Source organism: Streptomyces sp. NPDC004539 (assembly GCF_040610055.1).
In the GTDB taxonomy this organism is placed as follows: domain Bacteria; phylum Actinomycetota; class Actinomycetes; order Streptomycetales; family Streptomycetaceae; genus Streptomyces.
In genome coordinates, this window is record NZ_JBEXLS010000004.1 from 177221 (window position 1) to 196143 (window position 18923).

At 72.0% G+C, this 18923-nt stretch carries 14 protein-coding genes and 1 pseudogene; 5 read left to right on the forward strand and 10 right to left on the reverse strand.

The genetic code is table 11. The features are described from left to right. Positions 1 to 3: 3 nt before the first annotated feature. Positions 4 to 1270 (reverse strand): annotated as a pseudogene (locus ABZX85_RS10275) (RNA polymerase sigma factor). Between the two features lie 115 nt (positions 1271 to 1385). Between ABZX85_RS10275 and ABZX85_RS10280 the strand changes: the two are divergent. Both ABZX85_RS10280 and ABZX85_RS10285 read left to right on the forward strand, forming a co-directional pair. Continuing rightward, positions 1386 to 1958 (forward strand): hypothetical protein, encoded by a 573-nt coding sequence (locus tag ABZX85_RS10280; RefSeq protein ID WP_355864547.1) that lies wholly within the window; start codon positions 1386 to 1388, stop codon positions 1956 to 1958. Continuing rightward, positions 1955 to 2962 carry a nucleotidyl transferase AbiEii/AbiGii toxin family protein gene (locus ABZX85_RS10285; protein ID WP_355864550.1) on the forward strand — a complete coding sequence of 336 codons (1008 nt, stop codon included), beginning with the start codon at positions 1955 to 1957 and terminating at the stop codon, positions 2960 to 2962. The genes ABZX85_RS10280 and ABZX85_RS10285 overlap by 4 nt, the downstream gene beginning before the upstream one ends. On the opposite strand, the gene dnaG is transcribed toward ABZX85_RS10285, so the two are convergent. From dnaG to ABZX85_RS10305, 4 genes are all read right to left on the reverse strand, one after another. Further along, the gene (gene dnaG, locus ABZX85_RS10290; protein ID WP_355864553.1) at positions 2933 to 4831 is read right to left on the reverse strand and encodes a DNA primase; all 1899 of its coding nucleotides are present in this window, start codon (positions 4829 to 4831) and stop codon (positions 2933 to 2935) included. The genes ABZX85_RS10285 and dnaG overlap by 30 nt on opposite strands. Positions 4832 to 4899: 68 nt before the next feature. Further along, entirely contained in the window at positions 4900 to 6162 is a 1263-nt protein-coding gene (locus ABZX85_RS10295; RefSeq protein ID WP_355864556.1) for an FAD-dependent oxidoreductase, read from the reverse strand. Between the two features lie 88 nt (positions 6163 to 6250). Then, on the reverse strand, positions 6251 to 7540 hold the full coding sequence (locus tag ABZX85_RS10300) for a deoxyguanosinetriphosphate triphosphohydrolase (RefSeq protein ID WP_355864559.1): 1290 nt from the start codon (positions 7538 to 7540) through the stop codon (positions 6251 to 6253). A 108-nt stretch (positions 7541 to 7648) separates the two neighbouring features. Beyond that, positions 7649 to 8413 (reverse strand): sirohydrochlorin chelatase, encoded by a 765-nt coding sequence (locus ABZX85_RS10305; protein WP_355864562.1) that lies wholly within the window; start codon positions 8411 to 8413, stop codon positions 7649 to 7651. Between the two features lie 440 nt (positions 8414 to 8853). Between ABZX85_RS10305 and ABZX85_RS10310 the strand changes: the two genes are divergently transcribed. Next, positions 8854 to 9549: an ElyC/SanA/YdcF family protein gene (locus tag ABZX85_RS10310; protein ID WP_355865430.1), complete on the forward strand. Its 696-nt coding sequence runs from the start codon at positions 8854 to 8856 to the stop codon at positions 9547 to 9549. Between the two features lie 570 nt (positions 9550 to 10119). Here the strand turns inward: ABZX85_RS10310 and ABZX85_RS10315 are convergent. From ABZX85_RS10315 to ABZX85_RS10335, 5 genes are all read right to left on the reverse strand, one after another. Beyond that, positions 10120 to 10887, reverse strand: a complete 768-nt coding sequence (locus ABZX85_RS10315) for an enoyl-CoA hydratase-related protein (protein ID WP_355864565.1) — start codon at positions 10885 to 10887, stop codon at positions 10120 to 10122. A gap of 14 nt (positions 10888 to 10901) precedes the next feature. Beyond that, positions 10902 to 12149: a hypothetical protein gene (locus ABZX85_RS10320; RefSeq protein ID WP_355864568.1), complete on the reverse strand. Its 1248-nt coding sequence runs from the start codon at positions 12147 to 12149 to the stop codon at positions 10902 to 10904. After that, positions 12146 to 13675, reverse strand: coding sequence for an amino acid adenylation domain-containing protein (locus ABZX85_RS10325; protein ID WP_355864571.1), 1530 nt, complete (start codon positions 13673 to 13675; stop codon positions 12146 to 12148). Before ABZX85_RS10325 ends, ABZX85_RS10320 begins: the two co-directional genes overlap by 4 nt. A 521-nt stretch (positions 13676 to 14196) precedes the next feature. After that, positions 14197 to 14664: a GAF domain-containing protein gene (locus tag ABZX85_RS10330; protein ID WP_355864573.1), complete on the reverse strand. Its 468-nt coding sequence runs from the start codon at positions 14662 to 14664 to the stop codon at positions 14197 to 14199. Positions 14665 to 14741: 77 nt separating this feature from the next. Next, entirely contained in the window at positions 14742 to 15956 is a 1215-nt protein-coding gene (locus ABZX85_RS10335) for a cytochrome P450 (RefSeq protein WP_355864576.1), read from the reverse strand. A gap of 209 nt (positions 15957 to 16165) precedes the next feature. Here ABZX85_RS10335 and ABZX85_RS10340 point away from each other — a divergent pair, with 209 nt between their 5' ends. After that, complete coding sequence (locus ABZX85_RS10340; RefSeq protein WP_355865433.1) at positions 16166 to 17638, forward strand: MFS transporter; 1473 nt, start codon at positions 16166 to 16168, stop codon at positions 17636 to 17638. Positions 17639 to 17795: 157 nt separating this feature from the next. After that, complete coding sequence (locus tag ABZX85_RS10345) at positions 17796 to 18917, forward strand: hemopexin repeat-containing protein (protein WP_355864579.1); 1122 nt, start codon at positions 17796 to 17798, stop codon at positions 18915 to 18917. The last annotated feature ends 6 nt before the right edge of the window (positions 18918 to 18923 follow it).

Below are 18923 nucleotides of genomic sequence, written 5' to 3' on the forward strand. Positions count from 1 at the left end.
TGTTCAGTCCAGGTAGCCCCGCAGCTGGTCCGCGAACGCGTGGTCCCTGAGTTTGTTCAGGGTCTTGGACTCGATCTGCCGGATGCGTTCGCGGGTCACGCCGAAGATGCGGCCGATCTCCTCCAGCGTGCGGGGGCGGCCGTCGGCGAGGCCGTAGCGGAGCTGGACGACCTTCCGCTCGCGTTCGCCGAGGGTCGACAGGACGGCCTCCAGATGCTCGCGGAGCAGGAGGAACGCGGCGGACTCCACGGGGCTCGCCGCGTCGCCGTCCTCGATGAGGTCGCCCAGGGCCACGTCGTCCTCCTCGCCCACGGGTGCGTGGAGGGAGACGGGCTCCTGGGCGAGTCGCAGGACCTCGCCGACCCGTTCGGGCGCGAGGTCGAGCTGGGCGGCCACCTCCTCGGCCGTCGGCTCGTAGCCGCGCTCCTGGAGCATGCGGCGCTGGACCCGTACGACGCGGTTGATGAGTTCGACGACGTGGACGGGGACGCGGATGGTGCGGGCCTGGTCGGCGAGGGCCCGGGACATGGCCTGGCGAATCCACCAGGTGGCGTACGTCGAGAACTTGTAGCCGCGGGCGTAGTCGAACTTCTCGACGGCCCGGATGAGCCCGAGGTTGCCCTCCTGGACGAGGTCCAGCATGGTCAGCCCGCGTCCGACGTACCGTTTGGCGACGGAGACGACGAGCCGCAGGTTCGCCTCGATGAGCCGCCGTTTGGCCATCCGCCCCATGACCACGAGCCGGTCCAGATCGAGCGCCAACTCACCGTCCAGATCAGGGGCGTTGAGGAGTTTCTCCTCGGCGAACAGCCCGGCCTCGACGCGGCGCGCGAGTTCGACCTCCTCGGCGGCGGTGAGCAGCCGGATGCGCCCGATCTCCCGGAGGTACTGCCGGAAGAGGTCCGAGGAGGGCCCACCGGTGTCGGCGGGCCGGACGGGGGCGACGGTCTCCGGCGGCTCGGCGGGGTCGTCGAACTCCTCGGCGGGCGGCCCCGCCTCGGGATGGTGCGCGGCGGGGCCCTGCGCCGGCACGACGGCCGGCGCCTCGGTCTCGGCCTCGGGCTCCGCTTCGGTACTGACGTCGGTCTGGGTGAGCGTCTGGGTCTGCACGGGGGCGACCTCCAGGATGATCGCTGCCAGGGGGTACGACAGCGGTACTTCGGGGGCGGAGTGGACGGCCTCGCCGCTGTCCGTCCCGTACGCGGTGAGCGTCGGCGGGGGTGGGGGCTCCGTGGGGGACGGATCGGCCGCGCTCCGAGTACTCAGGCACCGCCACCCAGTGTGGGGTACGACACATCGCCGCCACGAGGGGCGTGCGGTGACTTTTTGAGTCCGGGACGTGACCGGCCGGTGACCCGCCCGCCGCGACCTGTGAGAATCGTCCGGTGTCCGAATCCCTGTACGAAATCCATCTCACCGTCGACCGCCCCGACTTGGGGCGCCTGCGCACCTGGGCGTCCGCCGCCGGACTCAAGCTCACGGTGATCGAACTGGCCCGGGGCCGGATGCCGGTCCAGCCGATGCTGACGGCGGGCTGCGCCTCGTACGACGCGGCGGTGGTCCGCGCGCGGGAGGTCGCCGAGGGGTTGCGGGCGGCGGGGTTCGTGCCGGTGCGGGTGAAGATCGAGTCGGCGCCGTGGGCTCCGGAGGTGCCGGACGGGCCCTGCGGGGACGGGCGTTACTTCGAGCACCACGTCAAGCTGAGGCTGGACGCGGACGCCGGTCTCGGTGAACTGGCGTCGCTGGTCGGGCCGTTCGGGGCGCATCTGTCGCGCAACGTGCGCCGTGAGGGCGAGCGGTTCGTGACGCAGCGCTGCCGGGGCGTGGACGCGGCGGGCGCGCAGGCCGCGCTGGAAAAGCTGTTGCGGGCGCTCGACGGGTGCCATGTGCTGTCCGTGGAACGGGAGTTCGTGCTGTACGACAGCGACGAGTCGGTGGACGAGGGGTGGATCGCGTGAGCTGGCAGAACTGGTGGCAGTCCGGCGGCGATTCACCGCGCGGCGAACTCGACGACCGCGCGCGCAACGCCAACGACCTGCCGCGCACGCTGCGGACCGTCCCCGGTGCGGACGTCGCGCAGAAGCTGGTCTTCGACCCGTCGATGAAGCAGCACCAGAACGCCTACCGGGCGACCGACCCCGCCTTCGCGGACCCGACGCGCACCGAGGCGTGGCGGGTCGCCCGGCGGGCGGCACTGGAGACGGTCCTGCGGGTGATCGCGGACTCGGAGTGGGTGGACTCCCTCGTCCTGCGCGGCAGCATGCTGATGACGGCCTGGTTCGGGGAGGCGGCGCGCGAGCCGGGGGACCTCGACTTCGTCGTCGTACCGCGCTCGTGGGGCCTCGGCGATGCCCGGACGGCCCTGATGCTCGACGGGATCGCGCGGGGCGCCGAGGAGGCCGTACAGGGCTTCGAGGGGGCGGCGGCTGTGGTGTTCGACGCGGCGGGGGCGGCCGCGGAGGACATCTGGACGTACGAGCGGGTGCCGGGCCGCCGGCTGGTCCTGCCGTGGACGGCGCCGGGGCTGCCGGGCGGGCACGTCCAGCTCGACTTCGTCTTCGGGGAGCGGCTGCCCGAGGAACCCGAGCCGGTCGAAGTCCCGGGCGGGGCCGTCCTGTTGGGCGCGACGCCCGCGCTCTCCCTGGCCTGGAAGATGCTCTGGCTGACCCTCGACATGTACTCCCAGGGCAAGGACCTGTACGACGCCGTCCTGCTCGCCGAACGCCACCCGCTGCCCTACGAGTTGCTGCACCAGGTCTTCGAGGCGGGCGGGGAGTGGCCGGAGTACTCCCGGCACGAGGTCTGGTACGAGGACGTGGTGGAGGCCCTGCGGTACGTGGAATGGCACCACTTCATCGTGGAGTTCCCCCAACTCGCCGACGCGGAGGAGGAGTTCGTACGGCGCCTGCTGCGGGCGGTGGCGCCGACGTTCTCAGAGCGCGGAGATCCCGTGGGCCTGTAGCGCCTGCTCGTACTGGCGGAGCACCCACAGTTCGTTGCCCACCGCGGCGAGTTCGGCCGAGTCCCCGCCCGACTCCAGTCTCCGGAAGGTGCTCTGCACGTCCTGGATGCGGCGTTCGACGGCACGGCGCCGGACGGTGACGAGCTGGGCGCCCGCGTAGACCTCGTCGACCGTGCGGCGCATGATCGTCTCGACGGCCAGTTCCGTCACCATCGCGCGGACCGTGTCGTCCGGGGCGACCTCGCGCACGCACATCAGATAGTCCTGGGCGTCCTCGATGCCGTACTCGGCGCCGCCCGCGTCCAGGATGGCCTGGCGGACGGCGGCGTAGGGGGCGCAGGTGAACTCGTCCACCCCGTACGCGTCGAACGCCGGGGAGACCAACTCGGGGCGCTGGAGGGCGAGTTTGAGGAGCTCGCGTTCGGTGGCGTAGACGGGGTTGCGGAGTTGGAGGGCGGGGCCCTTGACGGCGGGGCGCGGGCTGTCGTCGTACGGCTGCTGCCCGCGGCCTCCGGGGGTCGGGGCCTCGCCCTTGCCGCGGGCCCAGCGGGCGATCTGGGCGACGCGCTTGACGACGAACTGGGTGTCGAGGATGCCGAGGAGACCGGCGAGCTGGACGGCCACCTCGTGCTGGGCGCCGCTGTTCTTGATGCGGGCGACGACGGGGGCCGCCTCGTCGAGGGCGCCCGCGCGGCCGGCCGGGGTGTCGAGGTCGTAGCGGGCGACGATGTGGCGCAGCGCGAACTCGAAGAGGGGGGTGCGGGGTTCGACGAGGTCGGCGACCGCCGCGTCGCCCTTCGCGAGGCGCAGCTCGCAGGGGTCCATGCCGTCGGGGGCGACCGCGATGTACGTCTCGGCGGCGAACTTCTGGTCGTCCTCGAAGGCGCGCAGGGCGGCCTTCTGGCCCGCCGCGTCGCCGTCGAAGGTGAAGATGACGCGGGCGCTGCCGTTGTCCATGAGGAGGCGGCGCAGGATCTTGATGTGCTCGCTGCCGAAGGCCGTGCCGCAGGTCGCGATGGCGGTCGTGACGCCCGCGAGATGGCAGGCCATGACGTCGGTGTAGCCCTCGACGACGACCGCGCGGCTGGACTTGGCGATCGACTGCTTGGACAGGTCGATGCCGTACAGGACCTGGGACTTCTTGTAGATCGGGGTGTCGGGGGTGTTGAGGTACTTGGGGCCGGTGTCCGCCTCGTACAGCTTGCGGGCGCCGAAGCCGACGACGTCACCGCCGATGTCGCGGATGGGCCACATCAGGCGGCCCCGGAAGCGGTCGATGGGGCCGCGGCGGCCCTCCTGGGAGAGGCCGGAGAGGGTGAGTTCGCGGTCGGTGAAGCCCTTGCCGCGCAGGAAGCGGGTGAGGTGGTCCCAGCCCTGGGGGCTGTAGCCGACGCCGAAGTGGACGGCGGCGGCCTGGTCGAAGCCGCGCTCGGCGAGGAACATCCGGCCGGTGTCGGCCTCGGGGCTGGTGGCGAGCTGCTCGGCGTACCACTCGGCGGCGATCTTGTGGGCCTCGACCAGGCGGATGCGTTCGCCGCGCTGGTGGGAGGGGTTGTAGCCGCCCTCCTCGTACCTGAGGGTGATGCCCGCGCGCGCGGCGAGGCGCTCGACCGACTCGGAGAACGTGAGGTGGTCGACCTTCATCACGAACGTGATGGTGTCGCCGCCCTCCTGGCAGCCGAAGCAGTGGAAGAGGCCCTTGCTGGGGCTGACCTGGAACGACGGGGACTTCTCGTCGTGGAAGGGGCACAGGCCCTTGAGGTTGCCGCCGCCCGCGCTGCGCAGTTGGAGGTACTCGGAGACCACGGCGTCGATCGGGACCGCGTCCCGTACCGCCTTCACGTCCTCGTCGTTGATCCGTCCTGCCACGCGGGAATTCTACGGGGGCCGACCGACAGCGCCGACGCCGTCGGTCCGCGGCCGGCCCTCGCGCGGGGTCAGGTGCCGAGTGTGTCGAGGCCGACGCTCGGGTCCGCGAGGGCCTCCGGGTCCACCGGGGCGCCGCTCCTGATCAGCCGCTGGATCTGTTCTGTGACATCCCACACATTCACGTTCATCCCGGCCAGGACCCGGCCCTCGGCCAGCCAGAACGCGATGAACTCCCGCTTCCCGGCGTCCCCCCGGATCACCACCTGGTCGTACGAGCCGGGCGGCGCCCAGCCGCTGTACTCCATCCCCAGGTCGTACTGGTCGGAGAAGAAGTAGGGCACCCGGTCGTACGTGACGTCCCGGCCGAGCATCGCGCGCGCGGCGGCCGGACCGCCGTTGAGGGCGTTGGACCAGTGCTCCACGCGCAGGCGCGCGCCGATCAGGGCGTGGTCTACGGCCGCGACGTCACCGGCGGCGAAGATGTCGGGGTCGGAGGTGCGCAGGCTCGCGTCGACGGCGACGCCGCCGCCGTCCGCGCGGTCGGCGAGCGTGAGGCCGGCCGCCTCGGCGAGCCCCACGCGCGGGGCCGCGCCGATCGCCGCCAGCACGTCGTGCGCCGGGTGCTCCTCGCCGTCGTCGGTGCGGACGGCGAGGACCATGCCGTCCTGGCCGACGATCTCGGTGAGCCGGGCGCCGAAGTGGAAGCGCACGCCGTGCTCCGCGTGCAGGTCGGCGAAGAGCTGGCCCAGTTCGGGGCCCAGCACGCCGTGCAGCGGGGTCGGCTCGGGTTCGACGACGGTGACCTCGGCGCCGTACGTACGGGCCGCCGCGGCGACCTCCAGGCCGATCCAGCCGGCGCCGGCGATCACCAGGTGGCCGTTGTCGCGGCCGAGGGCCTTCAGGACGTGCCGCAGGCGCTCGGCGTGCGCCAGGCGGCGGAGGTGGTGGACGCCCGCGAGGCCGGTGCCGGGGAGGTCGAGGCGGCGGGGTTCGGCGCCGGTCGCGAGGAGGAGCTTGTCGTACGCGACGAGCGTGCCGTCGCCGAGGCGGACGGTCTTCGCCGCGCGGTCGATCGCGGTGACCGTCTGGCCGAGGTGCAGTTCGATGTCGTTCTGCGCGTACCAGGCGGGTTCGTGGACGAAGACGCTGTCGCGTTCGTCCTTGCCGAGGAGGTAGCCCTTGGAGAGCGGGGGGCGCTCGTAGGGGTGGTCGCGCTCGTCGCCGATCAGTATCACGCGCCCGGTGAAGCCCTCCGCACGGAGCGTCTCCGCCGCCTTGGCGCCGGCCAGGCCGCCTCCGACGATGACGAACGTCTGATCCGCGTCGACCACTTGATGCCTCCTCGTAAGGGTGTCGCCACATGCGAGCGTCCCGCACGCAACGTTCGGGGGGAAGGGGTAGTACCCCGCCGGGGCGATCTCAGACGGGGCCTGTCAGCCGTGTGTGCAGGGCCCTCGCGGACGCGTCGGTGAGGGACGCGATCTGGTCGACGATCACCCTTTCGCGGGCGTGGTCGTCCGGCGCCTTGACGAACAGCGCGTGGAACTGCGGGTCGAGTCCGAACGGCGCCCGCGCGGTGAGCGCCTCGGCCAGTTCCGTGATGACGATCCGCTGGTCGGCGCGGAGCCGCGCCTGCTCGGCGCGCTGCATGACGTACCGGTCGGCGACGGCCTTGAGGACGGCGCACTCGAACCGGGTCTCCCGGGGGACGACGAGTTCGGCGCCGTAGCGCGTGAGGCGGCCCGAGCCGTACCGCGCGCGGGTCGCGCCCTCGGCGGCGAGGCAGAAGCGGCCGATCAGCTGGCTGGTGGCGTCCTTGAGGCCGGCCTGGGCGACCGCCGAGCCGTCGTAGCCGTGCGGCCACCACTCCTCGGCGAGGAGGCGGTCGAGGGCGGCGGCGAGTTCGGCCGGATCTGTGTCCCCCGGGACGTAACGGCCCACCGCCACGCGGAAGATCTCCTCGCGCTCCTCGCGCGCGTGCAGGCTCGCCGGGGTGATGTGGCCGGCGTGCAGGCCGTCCTCCACGTCGTGCACCGAGTAGGCCACGTCGTCCGACCAGTCCATGACCTGGGCCTCGAAGCACGCGCGCGTGCCGGGGGATTCCTTGCGGAGCCAGTCGAAGACCGGGCGGTCGTCGTCGTACACGCCGAACTTGGGCGAGCCGGGGTCCGTGGGGTGGGCGCCCCTGGGCCAGGGGTATTTCGTCGCCGCGTCGAGCGTCGCGCGCGTGAGGTTCAGGCCGACCGAGCCGTCCGGGGTGAAGCGCTTGGGTTCGATGCGGGTGAGCAGGCGCAGGGACTGGGCGTTGCCCTCGAAGCCGCCGCAGTCCTTCGCGAAGTCGTTCAGCGCCTGTTCGCCGTTGTGGCCGAACGGGGGGTGGCCCAGGTCGTGCGCCAGGCAGGCGGCCTCCACGAGGTCCGGGTCGCAGCCGAGGGCCGCGCCGAGCTCCCGGCCGACCTGGGCGCACTCCAGGGAGTGCGTGAGGCGCGTACGAGGGCTCGCGTCCCACATCGGGCCCTGCGTGCCGGGAGTGACGACCTGGGTCTTGCCGGCGAGCCGCCGGAGCGCGGAGGAGTGCAGGAGGCGGGCGCGGTCGCGTTGGAAGGCGGTGCGGCCTGGGCGTTTGTCGGGCTCGGGGGCCCAGCGGTCGGCGGCGGAGGGGTCGTAGGCGGGCGGGTCGTGGGCGGGGGGTGAGTCGGTGCCTTCCATGGTTCGACAGTACGGGGTGGGGCTGACAATTCGCCTGAACGGCCGCCGTGGGTTGTCGGAGGGCGGGTGCGGCGCCGTCGCGGCTGAGCGCGCAGTTCCCCGCGCCCCTCAAGCGGCGTTGGTGTCGGCCCTTGTTTCCAAGCACCCCTCGTATCTGTGAAGGATCAGGTCGGCCATCGCGTCATGCGCCCCCAGCGGCGCCGACACCACCCACGGTGCCACGCGCGCGCACTCCGTCGCGAAGCGGCCCGGGGCCGTGAAGTACGAGGCGACGGCCACGCGCGTGTACCCGCGTGCGGTGAGGTCGGCGATCGCGTTCGGGACGGCCGGTTCGGCGGTGGAGGCGTAGGCCGGGACGACGGGGACGCCGAGGCGGGCGGAGAGGAGGTGGGCGGTGCGGTCGGTGTCGGCGGCGTTGTCGGGGTCGCGGGAGCCGGCCGCCGCGAGGACGATCGCGGTCTCGTGGCGCTGGGGGTCGGTCGTCCGGGAGGGCCAGCCGGCCTCCGCCAGGCGGGCCACGAGGGTGTCGATCAGGAGGGGGTGGGGGCCGAGCGCGCCGGCCACGCGCGCGTGAGGGTGCGTCGCGGCGGCCATCTCCGGGATGTCGCGTTTGATGTGGTAGCCCCGGCCGAGGAGGAGGGGGACCAGGACGACGTCCTCGGTGTCCAGGCCGGCGAGCGTGTCCGTGAGGAGCGGCTCGTTCAGCTCGATGTGGCCCAGGTGGACCGGCAGTCCGGGGCGGCGCGCGCGGACGCGGTCCAGGAGGGCGCGGACGGTGCGCAGCGCCCGGGGGTCGCGGCTGCCGTGCGCGACGACCACCAGGGCGGGCGGCGCGGGGCGCCTGCGGGGGACGAGGCTGAGCTGGCTGGGCATGGGGTGATCCTCGCGCAGGGGCGTTGCGTGGTGGTTGCGTGACCGTCACGGGGGTTTTCCGGGGGTTCACGGTGGGTGGGGGTGGGGTGTGAGGGGGTGGGCGGGGTGGGGGCGAGGTGGCGGGGCGGGGCTGCGAGGGGGCGGGGTGGGAGGAGGCTGGGCGGGGCGGGGCTGCGAGGGGGCGGGGTGGGAGGAGGCTGGGCGGGGCGAGGCGGGTGTGAGGGGGCCGGGGGCGGTGAACCAAAACGAGGCTGGGTGCGTCTTGCCTGGTGACAGCGGTCCGGGGAGGCCGGGGTGGGGGTGAGACGGGGAGGGTGCTCATGCGGGGGCCGCGGTTGTGGGGGTCGGGGTTGTGGTCGTGGCGGTCGGCATCGGTGTCTGGGTCGGCGTCGGGGTCGGGGTCGGGGAGGCTGACGCCGGAGGAGCTGGCCTTGCGGGGGCTGCCCAGGTGGGGGCCGGCCCTGCGCGGACCGCGGCTGCCCCGTACGCGGGCCGGTCAGCGGCGGCTCCTCCAGGCCGTGGTGGCGGTGTGCGTGCTCGCGCTGCTGCCGTCGACGTGGCTGTTCTTCTCGACGTCCGGCCGCTTCGGCACGACCGCCGACGCGCCCCGGCGGGACGTCGCGGTGGTCTTCGGCGCGGGCCTGTGGAACGGCGAGCCGTCGCCGTACCTGCGGGGCAGGCTGAACGCGGCGGTGGACCTCTACCGCGAGGGCCGCGTCAAGGTCGTCCTGGTGACGGGGGACAACAGCCGCAAGGAGTACGACGAGCCGGACGCGATGCGCACGTACCTGACGCGCCACGGCGTCCCGGACGACCACGTGGTGAGCGACTACGCCGGTTTCGACACGTGGGACTCCTGCGTGCGCGCCAAGAAGATCTTCGGCGTCGACCGCGCGGTACTGATCAGCCAGAGTTTCCACATACGCCGCGCCGTCGCCCTCTGCGAGGCCGCGGGCATCGACTCGTACGGCGTCGGCGTCGCCGAGAAACACGACGCGACCTGGCTGTACGGGGGCACCCGCGAGGTGTTCGCGGCGGGCAAGGCGGCGCTGGACGTGCTGTTCGACCCGGACCCCCGGTTCCTGGGGCCTCGGGAGCCGGGGGTGGGGCGGGCGTTGGCTTCGCGGGTGGGGTGAGGTGTGGGCGCATGGTGGGGTGATGCGCCGGTCGGGTGGGGTGACGCGTCGGCCGGGTGGGGTGGGGGCTCGGCGGTGTTTGACGGGGCTCGGGGCGCTGGGCTGCCGGGCGGGGGGGACGGCTCTGCCGGGCGGGCCGGGGGGCGCTTTGCGGCGGGCGGGCTTCCGGTAGGGGCGGGGGCGTGGCACGGGGGGGTACCGCGTGAGTGGCACCGCCGCGTGGGCGGGGCACCTCGTGGGTGTGGAGTGGCCCCCTTGGGTGAGCAGCCCCGCCGCGCGGACGCCATCGTCCCTGCGCTGAGCAGCTCCGCCGCAATCGGCCTTCGCGGGCGAACGGCCCCGCCGCGCGGGCCGGGGCGAACGCGCCTTGCGGGGAGACGGGAGCGCCGTGCGGGCGGGGCTGCCGCCTTGGGTGAGCAGCCCCGTTATGTGGATGCCGCCGCCTCTGCGGTCAGCAGCCTCGCCGCGAGCTGTGTTCGTGGGTGAACCGGGTCCGCCGAGTGGGCGGACCCGGCCGGGGCGCCGTCTCAGGCGGACGGCGGCCCGAACCGGTGTGTCCCGGCGGAGCGTTCAGCGGCCGGTGAAGTGGGGTGGGCGTTTCTCCAGGAAGGCGGTCATTCCCTCCGTTCGGTCGTGGGTGGCGAACAGGCCGTGGAAGGCGCGGCGTTCGTAGCGGATGCCGTCGCGCAGGCCGGTCTCCAGGGCGCGGTCGACGCAGTCCCGGGCGGTGCGGACGGCGAGACGGCCGTACGAGGCGACGGTGGCCGCAGCCTCCAGCGCCTCGGGCAGGACGCGGTCGTCGGGGACGACCCGGGAGACGAGGCCGGCGGTCTCGGCCTCGCGGGCGTCCATCGTGCGGCCGGTGAGGACGAGGTCCATCGCCTTGGCGCGGCCGACGAGCCGGGTGAGACGCTGGGTGCCGCCGATCCCGGGGATCACCCCGAGTCTGATCTCGGGCTGGCCGAACCGCGCCGACTCCCCCGCGATCACCAGGTCGCACATCATCGCCAGTTCACAACCCCCGCCGAGGGCGACCCCGTTGACGGCGGCGATCTTCGGCACGGGCAGGTCGGCGAACTCCTCCCACGCCCCGAAGTAGTCCTCCGCCAGCATGTCCCCCGCGCTCTTGCCGGCCATCTCCCCGATGTCGGCGCCGGCCGCGAACGCCCGCTCGGAGCCGGTGAGGACGACACAGCCGGCCTCTTCGTCGGACGCCAACGGCCGGACGGTGTCGAGGAGTTCGGCGAGCAGCTCGGAGTTGAGCGCGTTGAGGACCTGCGGCCGGTGCAGCCGGACGAGCACGACACCGTCGTACCGCTCGGTCTTGATGTGACGCATCGTCACCATCCTTTCTACGAGTCCCAGATCGCGCCGTACGCCGGGATGCCTCGGCGTTCGAGGCCGTGGACGACCTGCCAGGTGAGCTTCTTGTTGGAGATGCAGATGACCGCCTCGGCGCCGAAGTCGCGGTAGGCGGCGTACGCGAGGGCGACCATGTCGGGTTTGCCGGCCCGGGAGGTGTCCCAGACGACGGCGTCGGGCTGGACGGCGAGGATCTCGTCGACGAGGGCGTCGCCGTAGGTGACACGGGGGTCGCGGGTGGCCCAGACGAGCCGGGAGGGGACCTCGGCGGCGAGGAGGTGCGGCAGGCAGGGGCCGATGCCGCTGCCGGTCGCGACGTACACCACCTTGCTGAAGAGGACTTCGATGTTGGCGACCCCGGCGGTCGTGATTCCCTTCACCCACAGCTTCGTCGGACGGTCGTCGATGAACTTCCCCGTCCAGTCCCCCGCCCGCGAGATGGTGAGCCGGAAACCGGGCCGCCCCGGTGAGGGGACGTTCGCGAAGGAGTGCCACTCCTTGAGCGGGCTGCGGCTGACGGCGGTGGAGGACCCGGCGAACGGGGTCTCGCCGTAGTCGAAGCGGGCCAACACCACGTGCGGGGAGGGGCGTTCGACCCGGACGTCCACCTTGCGCAGCCGCAGCCAGGGCAGCGCGACGCTGAACGTGACGACCGCGAGGACCGCCGGTTCGACGGGCCCGCCGGCCGTCAGGAGCGTGTGCGCCCAGAAGAGGGCGAGCGCGCTCCAGCCGCCGAAGCGGTGGATCTTCTCGAAGTGGTCGTGGTGCCGGGACCGGAAGGGCGGGAGCGCGGTCGCGACGATGCCGAGGAGCAGCACCAGCAGCACCCAACTCACCGCCAGAACAGCTGTGTTGCGGGTCGCGAACGTCAGCGCGGCGAACCACGCCGTGCCCGCGAGGGCGCCGCCCACGTGGAGTCCGCCGAAGTGGTAGACCTTGCCCAGCGTCCAGCGGGCCCGCAGCGGCCAACTGACCGGGGCTGAAGTCGCCACCCGGAAGAGGAAGTTGATGACGTACTGCTGGCGAATGAGGATCGCCAGCGCGAGGTTCGCGAGGACCGCGTGCGCCATGCCCTGCTCGCTGATCGGCCAACTCGCGTACAGGCAGCCCACGTTCACCGCGAATACCAGCGCCGCGAGCCGGTTGTAGTGCATCAGCCGGGGGTGCTTGAGCAGGCGGCGCGGAAGGGAGATGAGGGGTGGGAGCGGGGTTCCGGTGCGGTTCAGCTCCGTCGTCATCGGGCCACCGCCGGGCGGTCCAGGGCGAGTTGGAGGAGCGCCGGTTTGTCGATCTTGCCTCGGTCGGTCTCCGGTAATGATGTCAGGGGCATGACATTATCGGGCACGCAGTAGTAGGGCAGCGCGTCCACGACCGCCTGCCTGGCGGTGGCGGGGTCGACGTCCGCCGGGCAGACGAAGGAGACGAGCGAGCGGTCGTCGCGTTTGAGGGTGACGGCGCGGACGACCCCCGGGACCTGCTCCAACACCGAGGACACGGAGTCGAGTTCGACGCGGAAGCCGCGTACCTTCACCTGGTCGTCGGTGCGGCCGAGGTGTTCGAGGCGGCCGTCCGGGGTCCAGCGGCCGAGGTCACGGGTGCGGAACATGCGTCTGCCGCCGCCGAGGAACGGGTCGGGTGCGTAACGCTCGTTGTTCAGGCGGTCGTTGGGGTCGTCAGTGAGGTAGCCCGCCGAGACGCAGTCGCCGCCGGCCCACATCTCGCCGACCTCCCCGATGGGCAGCGCGCGCCGGTCGGCGTCCAGGACGTAGACCGTGTTGTTGGGGGTGGGGCGGCCGATCGTGAGGAGGGGGTTCCTCGGGTCGTGCCGGGACATGGTGTTGACGATGGTCGTCTCGGTCGGGCCGCAGCAGTTGAAGAAGGCGGTCCTGCTCGCCCACGCGTCGGCGAGCGGCCGGGGGCAGGGTTCTCCGGCGACGGCGACCGCGCGGACCCTCGGGCAGGCGGCCGGGTCGATGCCGGACAGGACCGTGGGGGTGGCGATCAGGACGGTCGCCGTGCGGGCGGCGGCCTCGATGTCCCGGTCGCGGATCACCAGGGTGGCGCCGTGCGCGAGGCAGCCGAGGATCTCCCAGGCGGCCATGTCGAAGGCGATGTTGAGGAGTTGGGCGACCCGGTCGCCGGGGCCGATGCCGAGTGAACCGGGTTCGGTGAGCAGGATGTTGGCGACGTTGCGGTGGGTGACCTTCACACCGTTGGGGCGGCCGGTGGTGCCGGAGGTGAACAGGACGTAGCAGCCGTCGTCCGGTGCGGGCGCCGGGAGTTCGGCCCGGTCGGGGGTGAACGGCTCGTCCAGGTCGATGAGTTGATGGCCGAGCGGGAGGGGGACGCGGTGCGCGTACTCACCGAGGGTGAGGACGACGCGGGTGCGGGCGGTGCGGATGACGTGGGAGAGCTGGGCGGGCGGGGCGAGGCCGATGTCCTGGGGGACGTAGGCGGCGCCTGCCTTGAGGATGCCGAGCAGGCCGACGAGCATCGGCAGGGAGCGGCGTACGAAGAGGCCGACGTGGTCGCCCGGGCGGACGCCCTCGCGGTGCAGTCGGGCGGCCAATGCCTCTGCCTGGGCGTCGAGTTGGGCGTAGGTGAGGGTGTGGCCGCGGTGTTCGGCGGCGATCGTGTGGGGAGCGGCGGCCGTCCGGCGGGCCACGGCCCGGTGGATCAGCGGGTCCGGTACGAAGGCGGCGGGGCCGGTGCCGTAGCGGAGGAAGAGGCGCTGGTCATGTGGGGTGAGATGGCGCAGGGGCATGGTCGGGTGACCTCCTGGCTGCTTCGAGTGTCGGTGACATGGCCGTGGTCTGCGGCCTGCCCGGGATTTCGAACGCCGTGCGGGGTGGTGCGGAGGCCGTGCGAAGGATGTGCGGGGAGCGGCGTGCGGAGGCGCGGCGCGAAGGACGCGGTGCGGATGCCGCACGCCGCGTGATGACGCCTGTCGGTCGACTGTAGCGGGGGTTCTTCAACCCTCAACCGTGTACGACCGGCCAAGTAGCGGTGCGGAATGAGTCACTTGTGGCGGGTGGCGTCGCAGGAGCAACTCGGGTGGGGGGTGGTGGCGACTGGGGTGGGGGGATGCGTGCTGGAGGGGAGGGAGCCGGGAACGGGCTCGGCGCCCCTCGTCTCGTGAGGGGCGCCGAGTTGTGCAACCGCTTGCCGAGACAGTGCACGGCGAGTTGTGCAACCGCTTGCTGCAACAGCGCGCGGCGAGTTGTGGGACCGCTTGCTGCAACAGCGCGCGGCAAGTTGTGGGACCGCTTGCCGTCCCTTCTCAGTTCACGCCGCCGCCAGGACCGACTCCGCGTCCTTGCCGTAGCGCTCGATCTCCTCGTCCGTGAACTCGCGGGCCTGCGGGAAGCCGAGGCCGACGACGGCGACGAGCCTGCCGGGGGTGGCGGGGTCGAAGACGGGGAGGGTGACGGAGCCCTTGGAACCGGAGAGGCGGGCCGGCGGACGGGCCACGCCGGACGTGTCGGTCTGGAGGTCGGTGAGACCGATCGGCTCCTTGCGCTCGGCCGTCACCCCGGCCATGCCCTTGCCGATGACGACGACGGCGGCGCCGTTGACGACACCCGGCGGCAGGTTGTGCGCGGCGACGAGGACGATCTCGCCCTCCTCGGCGGGTTCCGCGAGGTGCACGCTGCCGACGAATCCGCCGTGGCGCTCGACGAACGCGGAGAGCCAGGCGTTGACGGAGGGGCTGGAGTTCTTGCGGACGGTCTCGTTCAACTGGACGTCACTCATGGGGAAGCACTCCTGAAAGTAGGGGGATCAACCCAGCGAGGTGTTCAACTGCCCCTGCACAAAGGCTTGATGACGGATCACCAAGAGACAGGCAGCGTGCGCACGCCGTGCACCGCGCTGCGCGAGAGTTCGAGGCCCTCGACGGGCGCCGCGAGCCGCAGATCCGGCAGCCTGCGGAAGAGGGTGGCGAGCCCGGCGTGCAGTTCGAGCCGGGCGAGGGACTGGCCGATGCACTGGTGCGGGCCGTGTCCGAAGGCGAGATGGTGGCCCGCGTCCCGCGCGAGGTCCAGCTCATGGGTGACGCCCCGGAAGGCGGCGGGGTCGCGGTTGGCGATCTGGAGCGAGACGACGACACCGTCGCCGGCGCGGATCGGTGTCCCGCCGATCTCGGTGTCCTCGACGGCGACCCGGCGCAACCCGGCGTGGATGACGCTGAGTTGGCGCAGCAGCTCCTCCACGGCGGCCGGCCAGCGCGCGGGGTCGGCCTGGAGGGCCGCGAGCCCGTCCGGATCGTGCAGCAGTGAGATCACCGCCATGGACAGCATGTTGGCGGTGGTGTCGTGGCCCGCCGCGAGCAGCAGCGAGAGCATCCCGACGGATTCCTCGGGGGTGATCTCGGTGCGTGCCGCGAGCCGGGAGATCAGGTCGTCGGCGGGGTCCTCGCGGCGCAGTGCGAGAAGGTCGCCGAGGTAGGCGTACAACTCCTCGCGGGCGGCGAGGGCTTCGGCGGGCTCGGTGTCGAGGCTGGTGACGACGCGGTACTTCGTCTCGAAGAACGCGCTGTCCTCGTAGGGCACTCCGAGGAGGCGGCAGATGGCGAGCATGGGAATGGGCAGCGCGTAGGCGGCGACGAGGTCGGCGTTCGTCGCGCCGTCGGCGGTCATGGTGTCGATCAACTCGTCGGCGATCCGCTGGAGTTGATCTCGCAGGCCCTGGATACGGCGGTGACCGAACTCGGGGATGAGAGCCCGGCGCAGTCGGGTGTGGTCGGGCGCGTCCATGAGCTGGAACTGTCCCGGTCCGCGCGGTCTGACCTTGGCTCGGGTGCCGGGGAAGCCCGGGCGGGTGCCGTCCGCGCTGAACGCGGGGTGGGCGAGGACGGCGCGGGCGTCGGCGTAACGCGTCACCAGCCAGGGCTGGTTGCCGTCGGGGAGGCGGACTCGGACGACGGGTTCCTCGGCCTGCCAGCGGGCGTACTCGGGGGCGAGACCCAGGACCGTGCGCTCCGTGGGGAGCGGGGGCGGGAGAAACTGCGTACGGGATAAACCGGAAACCTCATTCCGATTATTCATACCGCCTTTTTACCTGAAGTGTTTGATGTTTCACACTGTTCTCGGACGGCGGAAAGTGTGGCGATCGCGACACCCTTGGAATGTTCCCTTCCGTTTCCCGTCGAACTCATCCGTTGCGCACACCGTTCCGATCGGCGTACGGTGTGCGCATGGCTGATGAGAACGTCGTACGCACTAAGCGCACGATGTACGCACAGGGAGGGAATCCGATGGGTGGACGGCGTTGGTGGATTCTGGTCGTGCTCTGTCTGAGCACGGTCGTGCTGACGATCGACAGCATGGCGCTGACCGTGGCGGTGCCGTCGATGACCACGGACATCGGGGCGAGCGCGCAGGACACGCAGTGGATTCTCGACTCCTACATCCTCGTCTTCGCGGGCCTGCTGCTGACCTCCGGCAGCCTCGGCGACCGGTTCGGGCGGCGCCGGGTGATGCTGATCGGGCTGGTGCTGTTCGGGGCGGCCTCGCTCGCGGCGGCGTTCTGCACAACTCCCGGTGAGGTCATCGCCGTTCGGGTCGCGATGGGGGTGGGCGGGGCGCTGATCATGCCGTCGACGCTGTCGATCCTGATCACGGTCTTCGACGAGGAGGAGCGGCCGAAGGCGATGGCCGCGTGGGGTTCGGTGTCGATGCTGGGCCTGGTCGGCAGCCCGGTGCTGGGCGGTGTGCTCATCGACCACTTCTCGTGGCACTCCATCTTCTTCCTCAACGTCCCTGTCGTGGCACTGGCGTTGGTCGCGGGGGTGACCCTGATGCCCGAGTCCAGGGCGCCCTGGCAGAAGGCGGACCCGCTCGGCGCGGTGCTGTCGGCGGTCGGGATGACGGCGCTGGTGTGGTGGATCATCGAGATCCCCCAACACGGCGCGTTCCAGGGGCGTTCGGCGCTCACGCTGGCCGTCGCGGTGGTGGCCCTCGCCGGGTTCGTCGTCTGGGAGAACGTGACGGCGGCGCCGATGGTCCCGCTCGTCCTCTTCAAGCACCGTGATTTCACGGGCGGTTCGCTCTCGCTGGCGCTCGTCCAGATCGGCAACGGCGGGCTGCTGCTGGTGCTGACGCAGTACCTCCAGTTCGTGCTCGGGTACTCGCCGGTCGAGGCGGGGCTCGCGTTCCTGCCGCTGGCGATCGCGGCGCTGGCCGGGAACGGGGCGGGGGTGAAGCTGGCGGCGCGGTTCGGGAACCGGCCCGTGATCTTCGCGGGGATGCTGGTGATGGTCGCGTGCTTCGCGCTGCTGACGACGGTCGACGCGGGCAGCGGGTTCACAACTCCCGCCGTCTCGCTGGGACTTCTCGGTCTCGGCGCCGGGCTCGCGATGCCGGCCGCCGTCGCCGCGCTGATGGGGACCATCCCGGCCGACAAGGCGGGCGTCGGCTCGGCGCTCAACGACACGATCCAGCAGGCGGGTACGGCGCTCGGGATCGCGATCCTCGGCTCGCTGCTGACCGGCGGGTACACCGCGCGGATGCCGCAGGACGCGCCGGAGGCGGCCCGGCGGTCGATCGCCGGGGCCACCGAGCCGGGCACCCTGGCCGCCGCGCGGGAGGCGTTCACGGCCTCGATGGGGACGACGTTCGCGGTGAGCGCGGTGGGGGTGCTGACGGCGGCGGTGGTGGCGGTGCTGGTGATGCGGGGTGGCCGCAAGGAGGCTGAAGTGGCGGTGGAGGAAGCCGAGTTGGCGGCGTGAGGTGCGAGAAGGCCGGTGTCCTCGCGGAGGGCGCCGGCCTTCGGCGTCCGGCCCGCGCATTCACCCGAACGAGAACCCCGGAGGGGACAGAAGGTGACGGCCGACGGGACAGACATCCAGGGACCGAAGACCTCAGGCAGACGGGAAGGGCCACGGCATGGGCGGCGTACCGGAGGCGTACTTCCTCACCGGTTCGACGGTGCGGACCTTCGACATCGAGACGGACTCCGCCGACCCGGACTTCGACCAGCAACTCGACGACACCTGGGCCGGGTTGCCGCCCGGCTGGGAGGAGGGCATCGACGGCGCGGTGGATCTCGGACAGGGCTACCTGTACGTGTTCCGGGGCGCCGAGTACGTCCGCATCCCCTACGAGACACGCGAGGTGGAGGCCGACTACCCGCTGCCGATCAGCGGGAACTGGGCGGGGCTCGCGTTCGAGACGATCGACGCGGTGCTGAACTGGGGCGACGGCAAACTCTACTTCTTCTGCGGTGCGCAGTACGCCCGTTACGACCTTCCGGGCGACCGGCAGGACCCCGGCTACCCCAAGCCGATCGCCGACGGCTGGTCCGGCGTCGACCCCGCGTGGGTCGGCACCGGGCTCGACGGCGCGCTCAATCCCGGTAACGGGCATGCCTACTTCTTCAAGGGCACGCAGTACGTGAGCGTCGACTGGCGGACCAAACGGCAGGACGGTGTCCCGCACACCGTCTCCGAGCAGTGGGCGGGCCTGGTCGGGCCGTACGACGCGGTCTGGTCGGCGGCGGCCTCGGCGCCCTCGAAGGTGGGCGACTTCGTTGCCCTGTACGGGAGTTACGCGGACGCGAGCGAGACGGCGACCGGGGTGCCGGCGCTGGTGACGCTGGGGCAGGCGGCGCTGGAGTCGGGGTGGGGCGAGAAGGCGCCCGGGAACAACTTCTTCGGGGTGAAGGCGCGGGCGGGCGATCCGCCGGAGACCCGCCAACTGGTGCGTACGCACGAGGTGTTGAGCCGTCCTGATGTGCAGTTCCCGGAGGTCATCTCGGTGACGCCCCGGGCCGACGGCAAGTACGACTACGACGTGCGGGACTGGTTCCGGGTGTACCCGACCCCGGAGGAGTCGTTCTCGGCGCACGGCAACTTCCTTCGGGACAACAGCCGTTACGCGTCCGCGTTCGAGCACACCGACGACCCGTACGCGTTCGCGCGGGCGGTCGCGGAGGCGGGCTACGCGACGGCGCCGAACTACTACGACGTGCTCGCGAGCACGATGCGCTCCATCGCGGCGCACCGGTAGACCGGA